At 40.2% G+C, this 18,797-nt stretch carries 13 protein-coding genes; 2 read left to right on the forward strand and 11 right to left on the reverse strand.

Going from position 1 to position 18,797, the window contains the following annotated elements; genetic code table 11:
• The 6 genes from AC33VI_RS07490 to AC33VI_RS07515 form a co-directional block, all read right to left on the reverse strand.
• Window positions 1-438 (reverse strand): alkaline phosphatase family protein (locus AC33VI_RS07490; protein WP_491781643.1); only part of this gene is annotated, 438 nt, incomplete at its 3' end.
• Window positions 439-460: 22 nt separating this feature from the next.
• On the reverse strand, window positions 461-1,681 hold the full coding sequence (eboE, locus tag AC33VI_RS07495) for a metabolite traffic protein EboE (RefSeq protein ID WP_491781644.1): 1,221 nt from the start codon (window positions 1,679-1,681) through the stop codon (window positions 461-463).
• A 74-nt stretch (window positions 1,682-1,755) separates the two neighbouring features.
• Window positions 1,756-2,973 (reverse strand): 3-dehydroquinate synthase, encoded by a 1,218-nt coding sequence (locus tag AC33VI_RS07500; RefSeq protein ID WP_491781645.1) that lies wholly within the window; start codon window positions 2,971-2,973, stop codon window positions 1,756-1,758.
• Between the two features lie 32 nt (window positions 2,974-3,005).
• Window positions 3,006-3,914, reverse strand: coding sequence for a UbiA-like protein EboC (gene eboC / locus AC33VI_RS07505; protein WP_491781646.1), 909 nt, complete (start codon window positions 3,912-3,914; stop codon window positions 3,006-3,008).
• A gap of 302 nt (window positions 3,915-4,216) precedes the next feature.
• The gene (locus AC33VI_RS07510; protein ID WP_491781647.1) at window positions 4,217-5,140 is read right to left on the reverse strand and encodes a TatD family hydrolase; all 924 of its coding nucleotides are present in this window, start codon (window positions 5,138-5,140) and stop codon (window positions 4,217-4,219) included.
• A 62-nt stretch (window positions 5,141-5,202) separates the two neighbouring features.
• Window positions 5,203-5,952, reverse strand: a complete 750-nt coding sequence (locus AC33VI_RS07515) for an EboA family metabolite traffic protein (protein WP_491781648.1) — start codon at window positions 5,950-5,952, stop codon at window positions 5,203-5,205.
• Window positions 5,953-6,451: 499 nt separating this feature from the next.
• Here AC33VI_RS07515 and AC33VI_RS07520 point away from each other — a divergent pair, with 499 nt between their 5' ends.
• A complete protein-coding gene (locus AC33VI_RS07520) occupies window positions 6,452-7,474 on the forward strand; it encodes a T6SS phospholipase effector Tle1-like catalytic domain-containing protein (protein ID WP_491781649.1) in 1,023 nt (340 codons plus the stop codon).
• A 226-nt stretch (window positions 7,475-7,700) separates the two neighbouring features.
• On the opposite strand, the gene AC33VI_RS07525 is transcribed toward AC33VI_RS07520, so the two are convergent.
• The 5 genes from AC33VI_RS07525 to lysS all read right to left on the reverse strand — a co-directional run bounded on the left by AC33VI_RS07525 (window position 7,701) and on the right by lysS (window position 15,690).
• A complete protein-coding gene (locus tag AC33VI_RS07525) occupies window positions 7,701-12,746 on the reverse strand; it encodes a chemotaxis protein CheB (protein WP_491781655.1) in 5,046 nt (1,681 codons plus the stop codon).
• A 222-nt stretch (window positions 12,747-12,968) separates the two neighbouring features.
• Window positions 12,969-13,121: a hypothetical protein gene (locus AC33VI_RS07530; RefSeq protein WP_491781650.1), complete on the reverse strand. Its 153-nt coding sequence runs from the start codon at window positions 13,119-13,121 to the stop codon at window positions 12,969-12,971.
• Window positions 13,122-13,186: 65 nt separating this feature from the next.
• Window positions 13,187-13,429, reverse strand: a complete 243-nt coding sequence (locus AC33VI_RS07535; RefSeq protein ID WP_491781651.1) for a hypothetical protein — start codon at window positions 13,427-13,429, stop codon at window positions 13,187-13,189.
• A gap of 205 nt (window positions 13,430-13,634) precedes the next feature.
• A complete protein-coding gene (locus AC33VI_RS07540; protein WP_491781652.1) occupies window positions 13,635-13,844 on the reverse strand; it encodes a hypothetical protein in 210 nt (69 codons plus the stop codon).
• A gap of 112 nt (window positions 13,845-13,956) precedes the next feature.
• On the reverse strand, window positions 13,957-15,690 hold the full coding sequence (gene lysS, locus AC33VI_RS07545; RefSeq protein WP_491781653.1) for a lysine--tRNA ligase: 1,734 nt from the start codon (window positions 15,688-15,690) through the stop codon (window positions 13,957-13,959).
• Between the two features lie 519 nt (window positions 15,691-16,209).
• Here lysS and dnaK point away from each other — a divergent pair.
• Window positions 16,210-18,135: a molecular chaperone DnaK gene (gene dnaK, locus AC33VI_RS07550; RefSeq protein ID WP_491781654.1), complete on the forward strand. Its 1,926-nt coding sequence runs from the start codon at window positions 16,210-16,212 to the stop codon at window positions 18,133-18,135.
• The last annotated feature ends 662 nt before the right edge of the window (window positions 18,136-18,797 follow it).

Below are 18,797 nucleotides of genomic sequence, written 5' to 3' on the forward strand. Positions count from 1 at the left end.
CCATTGACGCAATTCCATTGGTTCGGTGTAAATATCGGGTAATTTCTTACCATCTGCACGATAGATAGGGCGAGGCGTAACCGCATAATCAACGGAAGAGTACATATTGTACCAACCGAACAAGTTAGCGCAGGTAAATTCAGGGTTGAGTGCTTTAGCTTTATCCCAAATTTTCGGTGATTCAACTAAGTGATTGGACTGTCGCCACAGTTTGACTTCGCACTCATCGCGAAAATACCAACCATTTGCCACAATACCGTGGGTAGTGGGATTTTCTCCTGTATAGTAGGTGGCTTGGGCAGTGCAGGTAACGGCGGGCAAAACTGGCTTAATGGAGGTAGTGTTACCTTTTTTTTGCCAGCTAGATAAAAATGGCGTATGTTCCCCAATTAATTCGGGAGTTAAGCCTACTACATTCAGAACAGCGGTTTTATGCATTATTAAATTAGTTATTTATCTATTAATTATCGATTTTTGATAGAACCCACTGATATTCCCTTTCGATAGAAGTCATAATGTCTAACTTCATTTCAGGCGGTAACACTTCCCAGGTATAGGTTTCAATTTCTAAGTGATTGCCAATATTGTCGTTCGGCAACATCTGTAAAAGCTGGGCGATACAATCTTGTGTGGATTCAAATAGCTTGTAGTTAGCCAGAAATATTGGTACGTGAAAATGGGTACGCCATTCTTTTGCCTCTGTAGCTATCAAATGTTCTAAGGCAGCAGATAAATCGGCATAGCGTGCGAGTTTTCCATCACTATAGCGGGCAATTACCTGATGAAGATAAGTAGATTCGGCAAAAGGAGTAAGTTTCTCCAATATCTGCTGGCGTTGGGCTGTTTCTGGCGGTATATTGATTTTAATTGCCGAACTAAGCTGAATTTTGCCTATTTTTATCTCTGCATCTTTAAAGCTTTGGATAATGTCTTGAGGCTCTTCATATTCGATCGCAAAATGGCAGGTATCATAACAAACTCGAATATGTTGGCGGATTAAATTTTCTGCCTCTAGATGGCTGACTCCCGAATTGAGATGCAACCATTGTTGACCAACAGGCAGCAACCAATCTTGAAAAAAGCTAATAACTTCCTGACTGTTTTCTACCATTCCGTCAGGTTCGGGTTCGAGATCGATGTGAATTAGCTTACCTGTCTTTTGATAAACTTCTGCCATTTCCCCAACCGCCCGAACCAAATAAAGACTACTTTGATGCAAGACTTTTTCTTTTTGCTCGGAGTTTTGCCACCAAGGTTTATAGGATAGGGGTACGGTAGAAATTCCCCCGTCAATACCTTGAGGAAGTAACTCAGTTAAGATTTTAATTAGTCTGAGACTATATTCGAGGCGTTCTGGTTTAGTCCAGTCGGGGGCGTATACTTTATCTTTAATTACTTGATGGTGAAATTCGCCATAAGGAAAACCATTGAGGGTAAAGACATACAAATCTTCTGACTCTAACCAATTTTTAAATTGAACTAAATTATCTCCCGTTAATATCTCTTTGGCAGCAATATCCGCCAGGCGCAAGCCGACTCCAAAAGCATGATCGGGAGATAGGCGAGTTTTTAGTTGAGGCAGATATTGTTTTAAGTTATGGAAAACTTCCGACCAAGTTTCCCCCGAATGAATATTAGTGCAGTAAGTTAAATGTAGATTATTATTGTTTGCTAGCTTCACGGTAATTATGGGTTTTATCAGTTATCAGTTATCAGTTATCAGTTAACTGATTGAATGGTTAAAATAAGCTGCTATTAATTGACTGGGATTTTAGCCTCAATTTGTTGTAGCATCAAGATTGCTTCTACATAAGTCGAAATACTGACTTCGTTGACTTCTAATCCCGTACCTATTTTTTCCAGCAGCATAATCGCTAGGGAACCGCCTAAATGTTCGCGAAATTCTGCTATTCCACTAAAAATAGAATTTTTTGATTCTATATTAGTTAGGTCTTCAGATAGTTCGGGCGCGTACAGTTTAAAGCCTAAATCTTGTAACGTCTCGATAATTTGCTGCCAATCTTCCTTACTTAATAGCCCAGTAAGATAAGAATAAGTGCAGTCCAAAGCCATGCCAATTGCCACAGCTTCACCATGTCTCAAACCATAATTGGTTAGATGCTCTAGCTTGTGTGCCGACCAATGACCAAAATCAAGGGGACGAGAAGAACCCATTTCAAAAGGATCGCCATAGGTAGCTATGTGATTGAGATGTAGCTGACAACAACGATAGATTAGCTCTTCCATTGCTTTCTCATCGCGATCGGCTAAATTGAGAGCATTATCGCGAATAAACTCAAAGAAGTTTTTGTCTTTGATTAAAGCTACCTTAACTGCTTCTGCAATACCAGAACGCCAGTCGCGATCGCTTAGAGTGGTTAAGAAATCAAAATCATTAAGTACTGCTACAGGGGGAGCGAAAGTACCCAAGAAATTTTTCTTACCAAAAGCATTGATACCATTTTTAACTCCTACTCCAGAATCATTTTGTGCCAAAACCGTTGTCGGAATACGTATTAAACGCACGCCACGGTGAGCAGTAGCAGCAGCATAACCAACCATATCTACCACCGCACCGCCACCAATAGCTAGTACGTAGGAGTGGCGACAGATTTTTGCCCGTTCGATGACTTGCTGAATCTTTTCTACTAAAGCAGGATTATTTTTTGATGTTTCTCCCCCTGGAACAATTATGGGTCGAGCAGCTAAATTGATTTTATCGATAAAACTATCGGTATAACTGGTTATCTTCTCTATTAATTGAGGATGATGCTCTAATAAGCCCGAATCTACCACCACAATAATCGATTTGGGTGTATTGCTGTTTGCCCCTATGACCTCAGCAAGTAAAGAATTGGTGTTGTCAAACAAACCTCTCGTGAAGCGAACGCTATAGCTAAATTTCACCTCAATATTTTGCTGTAAGGATGAACCTTGAAAATTTCGAGCGATCTTTTTTTGTTGGGTTAGCATAATTTTAAAAATTGGAATTCATCAAAGCTAATCTAGGTAATTGCAAACATCTTTCCTAAGAAGCGAGAAAAAGGTAACAATACTAGAAGCAATAAGCCATAAATCCAGCCAGCAAAGCCAGCAGCAATAGTAGCATTCAGAACTATTAGAGATAATATCCCCGCTTTTACCGCCATTTGAATTAATTCGGCATTGGGATTAATCGCAGCTTTAATAAAAGGAGGCAAAACCAAAAAAGCGAACAGTAACAGAAAAGGTAAAGCGATCGATAAGGTATATTCAGGTAAAGTTGCCAAAGCAATGATGCTACCGATAACCACGGACACTAAAGCGATCGCAATAACACCTGTAATTTTCTTCCCGCCATAAACTTCTCCTTGGGAAATAGCTGTAATAGCTGCAATATAGACAATAGGAATTAAAGCCAAATACCAGCGATCGCTTATTGCCAATGGAACAGCACTTATCCCTAACAAAAGGTTGCCTCCCCGACATACCCCCATATTGATTGGACCTAAGAATGTTTGGTGTTTGCCCCACATATCGTAAATTAAAGCCATAGCTGCAACGAACGCAGCCAACGTTGCACTCCAAAGAGAAACCATTGCTGCCGACAAAATTCCCACGACCAAAAGACTAATCCCCAAAGCGATCGCACCCTTCAAAGATGCTCTACCGCTAGGAAGAGGGCGTTCGGGGCGTTCTACAGCATCCAAGGAAGCATCGCAGACATCATTGAAAACAACTCCACCGCCATAGAGTCCAGTCGTGGAGAGAATAAGCCAAAAAATAGTAGTAAAATCGGCATTTCCCCAAGAAATTCCCGCAGCAGCGCACCCCATTAAGATATCTGCCCAAGCAGTAATAATATTAGCAGGACGAATTAGCTGTAAATATGCCCAAAGAGAGGAGAAATTGCGTTGGATAGTTAGATCGGACATAATTATTAAGCGATCGAGCAAATAAGTAAAAGACAATAGACTTCTTGCATAAATCCAATAAACCTTGGCTGAGGCTTGAGAAAAAGGTTAAAGGTTAAAGGTTAAAGATTTCATAGGCTCTAGCCACTAGGCTCTAGGCTCTAGTAGTCGTGACGAGGGATTGAACCCCTCCTGACTAAAATCTCCTACGGGGCGATAAAAAATGTTTCTTTTCCCCTTTATGCCCGAACGGATGCTTTCCCTGACCTCACGCAAGAAGTCTAATAGTTGTTGGGACGTATAAAAATACATCCTTGCGTACCTTAAACAATCAACATTGATTGTTCGGAATCTGTTTCTACAAGTGGCTTTTGTCCTCTTAATACGGAGTTGCCACTATATAGTTCCCGTTGGTCGATGGGTGTCCCATTGAGCCAGTGGCTTTCTTCTATCTGACCGCTTTGACTGTAGGCTTTAAGTGCGTTACCGTAGCAGACAGCTTTAATTTGTTCTTCAGGAATACCTCGCATCGCCATCAACTGTGCGGTTTTAGGTACGGCAAGAGGATCGCTTACTCCCCAGTCGGCACTACTATCAACAATAATGCGATCGCTACCATACTGTTTGACTACTTCTACCATTCTTTCATTGCCCATTTTGGTGTTGGGATAAATAGTAAATCCCGCCCAAAAACCCCGATCCAATACTTCTTTAGCTGTTTCTTCGTTGTTGTGATCGACAATTACCTGAGAAGGTTCTAAACCATGTTCGATACAAACATCCATACTACGGGATGTTCCCGCTTTTTTATCTCGGTGAGGTGTGTGAATCATGACGGGCAAGTCTAATTCCTTGGCTAGTTCTAGCTGGAGACGGAAGTACTTATCTTCTGCGGTCGTCATGTCGTCATAGCCAATTTCGCCAATAGCCACTACTCCTTCTTTGCACGCATACAAAGGTAGAATTTCCATTACTGCTTCGGCTAGGCTGGGGTTGTTGGCTTCTTTGGAGTTTAAACCGATAGTGCAATAGTGTTTGATGCCAAATTGACTGGCACGAAATCTCTCCCAACCAACTAAAGAACTAAGATAATCTTGATAGGTATGGACGCTAGTGCGCGGTTGTCCCAGCCAAAAAGCAGGTTCGATGACGGCGACTATTCCAGCTTTTGCCATTGCCTGATAATCATCCGTAGTTCTAGCACTCATGTGAACGTGAGGATCGATCAGCATCATATTATTTAGCATTATTTTGTTCAATTATTTTTGTAGTTAAAAAGAATTAAAATATATAAATTAAAAAGTTTTGTTTAGCTACAAACAGTTTGGGATAATTGCTTGAGCTTAGTCACAATTTTGGGGTTAAAAGGTTTCACTAATTCCCAAAGTTCTGGACTGACTGTTCTTTTTGCTGCCAATCTTTCGTTAGCATAATCAATTAAGATTTGGCACAATTGCGGATTATTACGACGTTCTAAATCGTAAATCGGATGTAAGGGAGTACCGACAAACAAAGCTTTAAGTATCATTTGATTCCAAGCTAAATCATCTAAATATTTAGCAGGATAGGGATTATTTAACGCCACTGCATTAAATACCGAAGTCATATTAGAGCGGATTCCTTCGGCTGCACGCAATCGGAATGCTTCAGGATGAGGCAGTAAAGGCAGACTTTGATAAAAAGCTACCGTTTCGCCGACATCTGCTGCTGCTAAAATTTTATCGATAGTGGCAACATAGCGATCTCGGTCTTGACTCTCAAAGTGGAGAAGCAACAGAGTACGTCCAACTTGGTCTACAGTCCAATTAATCGGCTTCCAGCCTTGAATCAGTTGATTGGCATTTTCTAGTTCGTCAATAGATAAATTGAGTTCTGCTTTACCCATATAACGAGGTACGGCACTAAAAGTAGTAAATAGAATTTTTTCAGAAGTTGTCTGAGTAATTACTGCTATTTTGCCATTTAGCCATGCCAAAGCCTCTTCCGTCGAGCGACTCTCTAACCATTTAAATAGTATTAAAATAGTTCGATCTAGTTGAATACTAATTTTATTCGACATGATTTAAGTAGATATATAAGTAAATATATTTATATTGTGTCTCTAGCATAATCATGAGAGCGTCAATTTTTGCCAGAAAAAACAAACATAATTAATTAACAAAATTTTGTAGATTGCCATTGTTAGAAAAATCTAATGCTAGATTACAATACTCCTATTAAATAAAACTATAGTTTGCATTTTTCAAGAGTATAAAACAATAACCAGATACTTATTCATGATTAAATTATGGCACTGAAATTAAAGGTGTAATATATTTTTTTCATGAAAATAATTAAACAAAATGCAAAGAGATTGTATGTATATTTTACCGAGGATCTACTGGCAGAAAAGACAAATAAAATTAGAGGGCTTTGGTGGGGTCGCTCGTCAGGATACCCATCGAACCTAATTTTAATTACTTGCTCTTGTTGGAAAGCCAACTTGAGGAATAATGGCATAAAAATTAATATTGATTCCTAAGTTAAAAGCAAATAATAAACCTTACTAAAAGACAGTTATGAAACGCTTAATAGTTTGCTGTGACGGGACTTGGCAAAAGTTATCTAGTGATTACCCAACTAATGTCGTTAAAATTACTCAAGCAATTAAACCTATAGCTGGAGATAATACACCACAAATTGTCTTTTACGATGAAGGAATAGGCACAGGAGGTCAAGTTGACAAGCTTATTGGTGGACTTTCAGGACGTGGTATCGACCAAAACATTCAAGATGCTTACCGCTTTTTGTGCTTAAACTATGATGAAGGAGATGAAATTTATCTATATGGTTTCAGCCGTGGAGCTTATACGGTTCGTAGTTTGGCTGGATTGATTTACTGTTCTGGTTTGCTTTATCGTCACAAAATTCGTCAAGCTCCTAAAGCTTATAAACTTTATCGACAGAGAACCAAACCAGGAGCTATTAGCACTCCTAATACAGAAAAAGCGATTAGATTCCGTAGAGAAAATAGTCGTTATGTATCTATTAAATTGCTTGGCTGTTGGGATACAGTAGGTGCGTTAGGAATTCCCGACCAAATTCCTTGGCTACCCATAGACGAATGGATTAACGAGAAATACCAATTTCACGACACTTCTCTAAGTCCTATTATTGATAACGCTCGTCATGCAGTGGCTATTGATGAAATTAGAAAAGTTTTTGATGTTACTCCAATGGTCAAGAGTTCTAAAAATCCCAAGCAAACTCTCCGTCAATTTTGGTTTCCAGGGAATCATGGTTGCGTTGGTGGTGGAGTAAAAGAACACAGTGGGCTATCTGATGGGGCGTTACAGTGGATAATCGATGAAAGTAAAGCTTTAGGGCTAGAGTTTGATGAGAACAAAGTTATCGATGGAATTTATCCCGATTCAACTATTCCTTTTAACAATACTCCTAAAGGTATTTTGATGTTTGCTCGTCGTCATTTAAGGAAAGTAGATTTTGATTCTTTGCATTCAAGTGCAATCGAACGATGGTCTAGAGTGGATGATTACCGTCCCAAAAATCTATTTGGCTATGAAGATCGAGATGCTGCTTAATTAATTTGCTAATAATTAATCTAATACCAATTCTCCATGAAGATGCACTAAATTGGCTAAATATTTCTCCCAGTCCCGTCAAGCGGGATAATATCTCCTAGTCTCCTTGTCCCCCAGTCTCCCCGTCTCCCAAATGTGTAACTAATTTTGTTTAGGTACTTATTTACTGGAACAGGAAACCAAACTACTCCAGTCTATTTTGCCACTCTAGGTTATTAGTTATTAGTTAAGGCTTCCATCGTGTATTGTTAGACAGATATTCTTTAAGTAATTCTTTAAGTAATTCTTTGAGTTTTCTTAGCTGACAGGTTTCTGCTAAAGGACGAATTTGTTTGATAAAAGATGCTAGTTCGGCTCGATCGCTTTGCAGGCGTTCAATTTCGGCTAGTGCTCCTCTGATATCTCCTTGCATGACTAGATTTAAAAGTTCTTCTAATTCTGCATTGCTAGGCAATACCATCGATGGAGATTCGATCTGGGGTGGGATGGAAGTTTCTGCATCTAAAAGCGATCGCAGTTCGCCATTGCTGGTAATCCATTTTAATTGGAGATGTTGCTCTAAAAGTCGTAATAATTGCTCGAAGTTGAGGGGTTTGGCTAAAAAAGCATTTGCTCCCACTTTATAGCATTGAGATTCATCCCGAGGAAGAGTACTAGCAGAAACAATGATAATCGGTAAATCTTGGCTGCCTATTTCTTGCCTTAAAGTTTCGGTGACGGCTAAACCGTCCATTTCGGGCATGACTAAATCTAAAATCACTAAATCTGGTTGACGTTCTTGAGTCAGAGAAATTGCTTCAGTTCCAGAATTGGCGGGAATGACTTCAAAACCTAGAGGAATTAAGAAATTAATTAACACATCGAGATTGTTTTCCAGATCGTCTACCACTAAAATTTTGCGTCTCTCTCCTTGATAGCCTGTAATGTCTAAACAAAAATTAGTTTTGGGTGATTCTAAAACTGAGTTTTCAGGATCGAGAAAATTTAGATCGAACCAGAATTGGCTACCTTTTCCTAGAGTACTAACAACTTCTATTTTGCTGCCCATTTGTTCGACGATGTTTTGGGAAATACTCAAACCCAATCCCGTACCTTCTTGGGAAGAGCGATCGCTATTTAATTGACGAAAAGGTAAAAAGATTTCGGTTAATCGATCTTGAGAGATGCCGATTCCCGTGTCGGCAATGTGAAAGCGAATTTTATCTCCCTCGGTTTCTCGGGGGTTAAAATCCCTCACATAACCAACTTTAAAGGTAATCTTACCGCGAGCGGTAAATTTCACTGCATTACTGAGAAGATTGAGCAGTAATTGACGCAAGCGGGTTTCGTCGCCTCTAACTAATTCAGGTAAATCGCTGAGAATTTGATGCTCGAATTCAATGCCTTTTTGCTGACAGCGAATCCGAATCATTGCTTCTAGATTTTCTAAAAAGGAGGAGAGCAGAAAATCTTTAAACTCTAAATTGAGTTTGCCCGCTTCAATTTTGGCGATGTAGAGAATATCGTTAATTAAAGTAAGTAAATGTTGTCCCGAACGTTGAATTGTCTCAATACCTTGTTGTTGTTGGGGGTTGAAACCCGATTCTCGTTGCAATATTTGGGCAAAACCTAGAATCGCATTGAGAGGGGTGCGTAATTCATGGCTGGTATGAGCGATAAAGGCACTTTTAGCTTGATTGGCAGTTTCGGCAATTTCTTTTGCTTGTTGTAATTGCCAAGTTTGGTGTTGAATTTGTTGAAAGAGATCCACTTGGGCGATGGAGATACCTAATTGAATGCCTGTTTGAGTCAGCAAGCGAATTTCTCCTTCTCTCCAGGTTCTGGGTTGCTGATTTTGGTAGGCAGCAAGTAAACCCCATAATCGATCGCCCTGAAAAATCGGCGTAATACAAAAAGCTCGCACCTGGATTCGTTCGTACATGGCGCGATGACAGTCGGTTAAACTAGCTGTTTGGAGATCTTCAACCACAAAGACATCCTGATGATTGCAACGCCCTCCTTTGGTTTCTTGCAAACAGGTATCAGTCCAACCAGTTTCTAGAGTATTGCCCACTAAAGGAGTAACCCCAGAGTCGATGGATTCGGCGACAAAATCGCCACTCCAATCGGGATGAAATTGATAGAGAACCACGCGATCGCATTTCAAAGTCGTTCTTAGTTGTTCGGTGGTAATTTGAAATATTTCGTCTAATTCTAGGCTTTCGCGGATTTTTCGCACAAGATTGAGTACGGTTCTTTCCCTAACCGCACTTTCTCTTAATTCTGCTTCAGTGGCTTTTTGTTCGCTGATATCGGTAGAGATCCCGCACATGGCGTAGATTTCCCCATCTTCGTTTAATAGGGGTGCTTTAGTGGCGATATAAGTACGAAAGCTACCATCTCTTAGGGGAATTTGTTCTTCAAACTTGAGAACCGATTGGGTTTCTAGTACTTGGCGATCGTTGGTATTTAAGATCTCGGCAATGAATTGAGGAAAAATATCGTAGGTTTGTTTATTTAAGATGTCGGTTTCTTGAAGACCTAATAGTTCTGCATATTGCTTGTTGACTAGTAAATAGCGTCCTTGAGTATCTTTGAGATAGACCATTGACGAGGTGGTGTCTAAAATAGCCCTCAATCTGGCTTCGGATTTTTGTAATGCTTGAGTTCTTTCTTCTACCCTTCTTTCTAAGTCTTGATTGAGTTGTTGTAATTGGGACTCAGACTGTTGGAGTTCTTGGTTAACCAGATGAATTTGTTGTTGAATGGTTTTTAGTTCGTCAACATCAATAAAGGAAATGACTACTCCATCTAAACGACCATCTTCTAATAGGTAAGGATTGATCCGCATCAAGAAATGAAAATCCTGTTTAACCAGTTTGACTTCCTTATCCAAACTTGATTGATTTTCAATTACTGTCTCCAACAATTCGATCAAATTGTGGCAGTTAAGGTTGTGGGTAATGTGTTCGAGGGGGCGATTGATATCTGCTTCAACTAAATTAATGGCTACGGTTGCTGCGGGGGTAAACTTACGAATTTTTAAGTTGCGATCGAGAAAAACCACCCCAATATCCGTACTACGGAGTAAATTATCAATATCATTATTTAATTCGGTTAGTTCGCCGATTTTTGATTGATATTCCGCATTAACGGTATATAGCTCTTCATTTACCGAGTGTAATTCTTCATTGGTACTTTGCAATTCTTCATTGGAAGCAGTTAATTCTTCATTGGTTGCCTGTTGTTCTTCGTTGGTAGTTTCTAATTCTTCAATTACCGCCTGTAAGTTTTCCCGAGTTTGTTGAAGTTCGTACTCCAACTCCATTATTCTTTGGGAAGCTTCCGCATCCGCTTCAAAACGTTCTCCCGAGACTGGGGAAGGGGTTTCATCTTCTTGAATCACGATCGAAAAGAAGTCATCTGCTAGTTTATTGCTTTCGTGATAGCTAACTTCTAACTTAAGGCTGCATTCTCTGGTTTCCCCTTCCATCTTTATCCCCAAATAAGATACGGGCGATCGCTCTCTCTTGGCTCGATGGAGGGCAGTAATTAAAGGAAGTTGTAGCTCCCCAGCGATCATTTTAGTAATGTCGGTGGTTGTCCTCCCTGTGGGTACTTTGAGCAGGTTGAGATTATCGTTAAAGGTATGAAACAAGCGGGATTCGCGATCTACCAGAAAACAAGTAGCTCGATATTTAGATAAAAAAGTACTAAAGGCTTTATCTAACATCGGTTCGAGGCGATTTTCTCGATTGTTTTTAACCGCCAGATTGGGCAAAAGTTGACGGGAAATTTTCTCAACTCCCTTGACGGGCAGATTGAGACGGATGTCTCGACGTTTTTGATAGATTTTGCTTTTCTTATCTAGGTGCTGAAATTCTGGTTCGATATAGCCGAGGGTTTCTGCTTCTCCTAAAAAAATAATGCCCTTGGATGCCAGAGAAAAATGGAGATTGCGCAATACCTGTTGTTGCAAGTCAGACTGTAAATAAATCAGCACGTTACGACAGCTAATTAAATTCATGCGGGTAAAACCAGCATCCTTAGTTAAGTCGTGGGGAGCAAACAAAAGTTTTTCCCTCAGTTTGCGAATTACCTGCCAAGAATTATCTTTTCTAAGAAAATAACGTTCTAAACGTTCGGGATTAATATCATTAGTAATCGTGTGGGCATAAATTCCTTGGGTGGCTTTCTCTAATGCCGACTTATCAATATCCGTAGCAAAGATTTTAAATCGAACTACTTTATCGGCTTCGGCTACCGCTTCGTCTAGCAAAATAGCCAGGGAATAGGCTTCTTCTCCCGTAGCACAAGCCGTTACCCAACAGCGAATTTCCTCTTGAGGATTGGCTTGAGCAATTAATTGGGGTATAACTTCCTTTTCTAAAAAATCCCAAGCATGGCGATCGCGAAAAAACTGGGTGACGCTAATTAAAAGATCGTGGCGCAAGATGGCTCTTTCTTCTGAAGAACTCTCTAGCAGACGAATAAATTCATCTAAATTCTGACAGCCGCTAATTAAATAGCGTCGTTGGATGCGTCGAGATAGGGTACTCGTTTTATAGTGAGAAAAATCCGTTTCTTCGTGTTGGGCTAAAATTGTAGCAATCCGCTTCAGACTCTGAGAACTCAATACCTTGTTCCGATCTTTATCTTCTTTATCTGGAAGGTTGGGCGATCGCACTACACGATCGATCGCCCGTGCTAATTCCGCAGGAGACAGTATCCGATCTACTACCCCTGTGGCGATCGCGGTACGAGGCATCCCATCAAACTCGGCAGTTTCAGGCTCTTGTACCATGGCAAAGCCTCCCGCCTCATTAATCGCTCGCAAACCATTAGTACCATCGCTGCCAGTACCCGACAGAATTACGCCGATCGATCTTTCTTCATGGGTTTTGGCTAACGATTCTAAAAAAATATCAATGGGAAAATTTAAGCCGTGACGATTTCTTTCTTCTTGCTCCAATAAATGTAACTTTTTCTTTTCTAAAACCAAATTTTTCCCAGGAGGAATCAAATAAACTGAATTAGGCTCTAATTCCATCCCTTCAGTCACTCGATAGATCGCCATACGAGTGCGTCTTTCCAACAATTCTTTCATCAAACTTTTAAAATCTGGGGAAAGATGCTGGATGACGACAAAAGCTGCTCCACTATCGGTTGGCATCTCCTCGAAGAATCCTTCTAATGCCCTCAAACCACCAGCTGATGCGCCAATACCGACAACAAAAAATTTTTTATCTTCGGTCGAGATAAAAGAGTTACCAGAGCGATCGATTTCCGACATGAAATTATTGACCAAGATAGAAGATTTTCTTGGATCGTATCTTCTCCTTGGCTCTAAACCTCAAACACTTAATTATTTTTTAGTCCACTTCCACTACATTTGATTTAGTTTCAATCTCTAAATCAGAAATTGGTTAAGGGGGAATGGTGAATGGGAAAAGGTGCTTTGATTGTCCCTTTACCCCTTACCCAATCGTGACAAGTTAAGAAATTCGTTAATTAGTTAACTACGAGGCTCATTTGAGCGATGGACAACCACAGTGGAGTAGGGCAGAGCGATCGCCATACCCCTGGATTTAGCTTGAAATTCTTCGACTAAGTAGTAGTCAGACAAACCAGCTTCTACTAACGCACTTGGTTCAAAAACCCGTTCCATAATTCCTCTTATCATCGCAGTTACAGGGACGGAAATTAATTAAAATGTAGTCATTTTGCTTCTTATCAGAAATGACCATAACCTTTAATGCCTACCATGCCAATTACCATAACTTCTTGAAGGATTAAAGACTCTTCTTCGGGAAAAATGGTGTCGATTATTATGGTTAGACCAATAACGGTTGGAATTCCTGTAATAAATTCGACGATGGGAATTAGCTTGATGATGTCCGCGATGAGGATGATGGGTTTGATGGTGTTGTTGATGAGAACTATGCTGTTTTTTCTGAAGTAATCGACCGAAGACATTAGCTTCAGCGGGTATTACTGTGCCAAAAGAGAGTAAAACTGCTAAAGTCAAAGTAGGAAGTTTAAGAAATTTCATGGTGCGTTGTCTCAAGTAAAATTTTTCTTTCAGTACATTTATTAATATCGATTGCCGAACTTAATTCTTTCTGAGTAACCGCTGAAAGTATCTAAAAAATTAATAAGCCATGTCTATATACGTATTTTTTTATTTCTTATAAGCTTTAGCTGAAGCAGAAATCCAAGTGTAGACTGCAATGATAAATGGTAACAAGATAAAAATCGCTCCAGAAATAACGGGATGCTCTCTAATTGTGGTGCTAGAAGCCATTGCTGTAATACCTAAACCGCAATATACCAAGCCCACTAAAGGAATTCCTAATACTAATAAAGCAAACTTGCGATCTGAATTATTCATTGGTATTGGTGGTTAGTAATTATCAAGTCTGTATCGTTCAGATTCTCCCAAACCCCCGTTGAAAGGGGGTTGTCTAAGGGATCTATTAGAGTTTTATCGCTATTTGCTACGACTAAATTTCACGATCGCAACCAAATTTATCTTTAATTTGGGAATTAAAATATTGACCTACCGAACTAGTAGATTTTAACTCCTGATAAATTTTTTCGGGTACGTCGAAATATTTATATATGCTACCGCTACCAAAACTAATCCGCAGAATTTTTTGCTCCCCATCGTAATCAAACTCTTTGATTGCGCTACTTTGATTTTTCAAGAGAGGAAAAGCAATCACATCGCGAATGCTAGGAGAGTCGGTTAATAACATCACCAAGCGATCGATCCCAATGCCCAAACCACCAGTAGGAGGCATCCCATATTCCAAGGCGGCGAGAAAGTCTTCATCAATATCGTTGGCTTCGAGATCTCCTGCAGCTTTTTTAGCTGCTTGGGCTTCTAGTCTGGCTCGTTGATCTAAAGGATCTGTTAACTCCGAGAAACTATTAGCGGTTTCTCTACCAACGATAAATAACTCGAATCTTTCTACTAATCCTGGTTTATCTCGATGGGGTTTTGCTAGAGGAGATATTTCTAGGGGATAGTCGATGATAAAAGTAGGCTGAATTAAACCAGTTTCTACTTTTTGCTCGAAAGCCTCGTTTAATAGTTTGCCAACAGTTTTGCAGTCTGCGGGTACTTCAATTCCTGCTGCTTGGGCTGCACTCTTAGCCAATTCAAAGTCATCGAATTGAGCGAAGTCTACCCCAGTAGCTTCTTGAACTACTTCGTGCATGGTGACTCTGCGCCAGGGAGGAGTCAGATCGATTTCTTCTCCTTGATAGTTGATTTTAGTCGTACCCAATACCTCTTGGGCTACTCCACCAATCATGTTTTCAGTCAATGCCATCATGTCATGATAGTCAGCATATGCTTGGTATACCTCAATGGAAGTAAATTCGGGGTTGTGACGAGTAGAAACCCCTTCGTTACGGAAGATTCTACCCATTTCAAAGACGCGCTCGAAACCACCGACAATTAACCTTTTTAGGTGTAATTCCGTAGCGATGCGGAGATATAAATCCATCTCCAAAGTATTGTGATAGGTAATAAAAGGGCGAGCTTCCGCCCCCCCAGCCTCGCTTTGCAAGACGGGAGTTTCGATTTCCAAAAAGTCTCTAGTTTCTAGATAGCGACGAATACCCGCGCTAATTTTCGCCCGAATACGAAAGGTTTCCCTTACCTGGGGATTGACAATTAAATCTACATAACGCTGGCGATAGCGTTTCTCTGTATCGGTCAAACCATGCCATTTATCGGGCAATGGCAATAAAGATTTAGTCAAGATCTGATACTCGCTGACATATACCGAAAGCTCGCCTTTTTCAGTGCGTTTGATCGTACCTTTAACCCCTAAAATATCTCCTGTATCGGAAAGCTTTTTCAGATGGTTGAATGCCCCCACCAAATCTTCTGACATGGTGTTATTAATTCTTTTCTTTTCCAAATAAAGCTGGATTTTGCCCGTTTCATCTTGCAATTCAAAAAACGCCAACTTCCCAAAAACGCGACGGGCAACAATTCTACCTGCGATCGCAACTCTATCTTCTACTTCTTCACCCGCAGCTAAATCGCTATATTTTTCTTGTAACTGGGCAGCATGATGACTAGACTCCCACTTATAAGCATAGGGATTCAAGCCCAATTCCTTGATTTGAGCTATCTTTTCAATTCTGGTGGCGCGAATTTCTTCTAAATTAGATCCACCTTGAGAACGGGGCTTATTGCGAGAGTTGTCTTCACTATTCATTGCTTACACGAGTATGTTTAATAATATTGGCACGGCTAATCAGTAGCGTTACCTGTTTTTTTCCGATAATTAGCTTACCAAACTTTCTGTCTAGGCAATTATTTCGTTGACTAGTTCATAAAATAGCAAACGGGTAGCCTTGAAAAGGATTCTAATTAGAGCGTCTTTACCTTTTACATTAACTCTTAATTCTTGATAGCGATCGCGTAATTTATTACCAATTTCAGAATTAATATTGTCTTTTTGTAACTTTCAGAGATAAGTAGACGCGAAAATCGTAGCTACTTTTTACTTCCTACTTCCTCATCTTTTATTCCTTTCAAAAATGTCGAGGTTCGGAAAACTACACTACCGCAGAACCAGTATCAGCTTGCACTATGTATACAGATGATTCAAAACTGAGGGGAGTCGATCGAACCGATAAGAATTGGAAATCGTCTGTCGCACTATATTTATATATTGCACTGCCAAAAAAAAGTTTTAGTTTTAGTTGTTAAATACGGAGTATTTATTTAGAGTATGGCAAAAGTTGTTGGTATTGACTTAGGAACTACTAACTCTTGTGTAGCAGTGATGGAAGGGGGCAAGCCCACAGTTATCGCTAACGCGGAAGGTTTTAGAACTACCCCCTCAGTTGTCGCTTACGCAAAAAACGGCGACCTTTTAGTAGGTCAGATTGCTAAACGTCAGGCTGTGATGAACACTGGCAACACTTTCTATTCTGTTAAGCGTTTCATCGGACGTAGATACGATGAAGTGACTAACGAGACTAAGGAAGTAGCCTACGAAGTAATCCGCGATGGCAATGGCAACGTTAAGTTAAATTGTCCCGCACAAGATAAAAAGTTTGCACCAGAAGAAATTTCGGCTCAAGTTCTACGCAAGCTAATCGAAGATGCTAGTAAATATCTCGGCGAAAAAGTTACCCAAGCAGTGATTACCGTTCCTGCATACTTTAACGACTCTCAGCGTCAAGCTACTAAAGATGCTGGTAAAATTGCTGGGGTTGAAGTATTGCGGATCATCAACGAACCTACTGCAGCTTCTCTAGCTTATGGTCTAGACAAGAAGAGTAACGAAACAATCTTAGTATTTGACTTGGGTGGTGGTACTTTTGACGTTTCCATCCTCGAAGTGGGTGACGGTGTATTTGAAGTATTAGCTACTGCTGGGGATACTCACTTAGGTGGTGACGACTTTGATAAAAAAATCGTTGACTATCTAGCGGGCGAATTCCAGAAAAACGAAGGTATCGATCTCCGTAAAGATAATCAGGCTTTACAACGTCTGACTGAAGCAGCAGAAAAAGCAAAAATCGAACTTTCTAGCGCGACTCAATCAGATATTAACCTCCCCTTTATTACTGCCACTCAAGATGGTCCAAAACACCTTGATTTGACTCTGACTAGAGCTAAATTTGAGGAATTGTGTTCCGACTTAATCGATCGCTGTCGCGTTCCTGTAGAGCAGGCTCTCAAAGATTCTAAGCTATCTAAAGATGCGATCGACGAAGTAGTAATGGTTGGTGGTTCGACTCGTATTCCCGCGATTGTCGATGTCACCAAAAAAGTATTGGGTAAAGATCCCAACCAGACTGTAAACCCCGATGAGGTAGTAGCAATTGGTGCAGCTATTCAAGCTGGTGTCTTGGCTGGTGAAGTCAAAGATATCTTGCTTCTAGACGTAACTCCTCTATCCTTGGGTGTAGAAACTCTAGGTGGAGTAATGACTAAAATTATTCCTCGCAACACTACTATTCCTACCAAGAAGTCGGAAACTTTCTCTACTGCCGTTGACGGACAAACTAATGTGGAAATCCACGTTCTTCAAGGGGAAAGAGAATTTGCCAAAGATAATAAGAGTTTGGGAACTTTCCGTCTAGATGGAATTCCTCCCGCACCTCGTGGCGTACCTCAAATCGAAGTTACTTTTGACATTGATGCTAATGGTATCTTAAACGTAACTGCGAAAGACAAAGGTACTGGCAAAGAACAGTCCATCAGTATTACTGGCGCATCTACTCTACCCGATGATGAAGTAGATCGCATGGTACAGGAAGCAGAGTCTAATGCTGCTGCGGATAAAGAACGTCGCGAAGCGATCGATCGCAAGAACCAAGCTGATTCTTTAGTCTATCAAGCAGAAAAACAACTTACCGAACTGGGCGATAAAGTACCTGCGGTCGATAAAGAAAAAGCTGAAACTCAAATCAAAGAACTTAAAGAGGCTGTTGCTTCAGAAGACGACGAGAAAATCAAAACGCTTCTACCCGAACTACAGCAAACTTTATACACTATCGGTAGTAACATTTACCAACAAGGTGAAGGCGCAGCCGATCCTACTGCTGGCGCACCAGGAGCCGAAGCTCCCTCTGAAGATGCTCCTTCTGGCGGTAGCGAAGGTGGCGACGATGTAATTGATGCCGAGTTTTCTGAAACTAAATAGTCGATCGCTTGTAGAATTGAGTCGAGCTATTAATTATTGATTAGAACAAGAGACACATCATTAATCTGATGTGTCTTTCTTCTTATCGGTATTTAAACAAAAATGAGGCGTTGCTGAATGAATAATGATTTAATAGTCTCTCATGTTTGGGAAGATTATTTGATTCAATCCCTGATTCCATCGTCTTTTTTACCCTCTCTGTAGTCCCCACAGGTCTAGTGCTAAGAATAACCCTCTTTTATCAGTCTGAGAAAAATTTTCCCATTTCTATATTCTGAAACTTTTATCTAGAGTACTTTCAACTGATTATTTTCTAATAATCATCAAAAATTATAGTTGATTTTGTCAACCTACCTCGATATAAGGGTTTTAGCAATCGATATCTCCGAAAGTGATGAAAGAGGGTTAACTTCATTTTTGATTTGATTATCGGCTAGATCTCAAATGTAAGCCCAACATAATGCCATATGTTACCACCCTTTAATCCCAGAAAAACAACCCATTTGACCAGAAATACAAACGTTAAAAATAGCTCTGACCGATTTAAAATCGAGTTTCATAACGGACGTTTTAAAATCCCTGGTGCAGATGCTTGGCATAGCTATTGGCAAGAACCATACTATTTACTCCTGACAGTTCCTTGGTTGGGTTTTATTCTACTA

It is taken from the genome of Waterburya sp. (assembly GCF_058530065.1).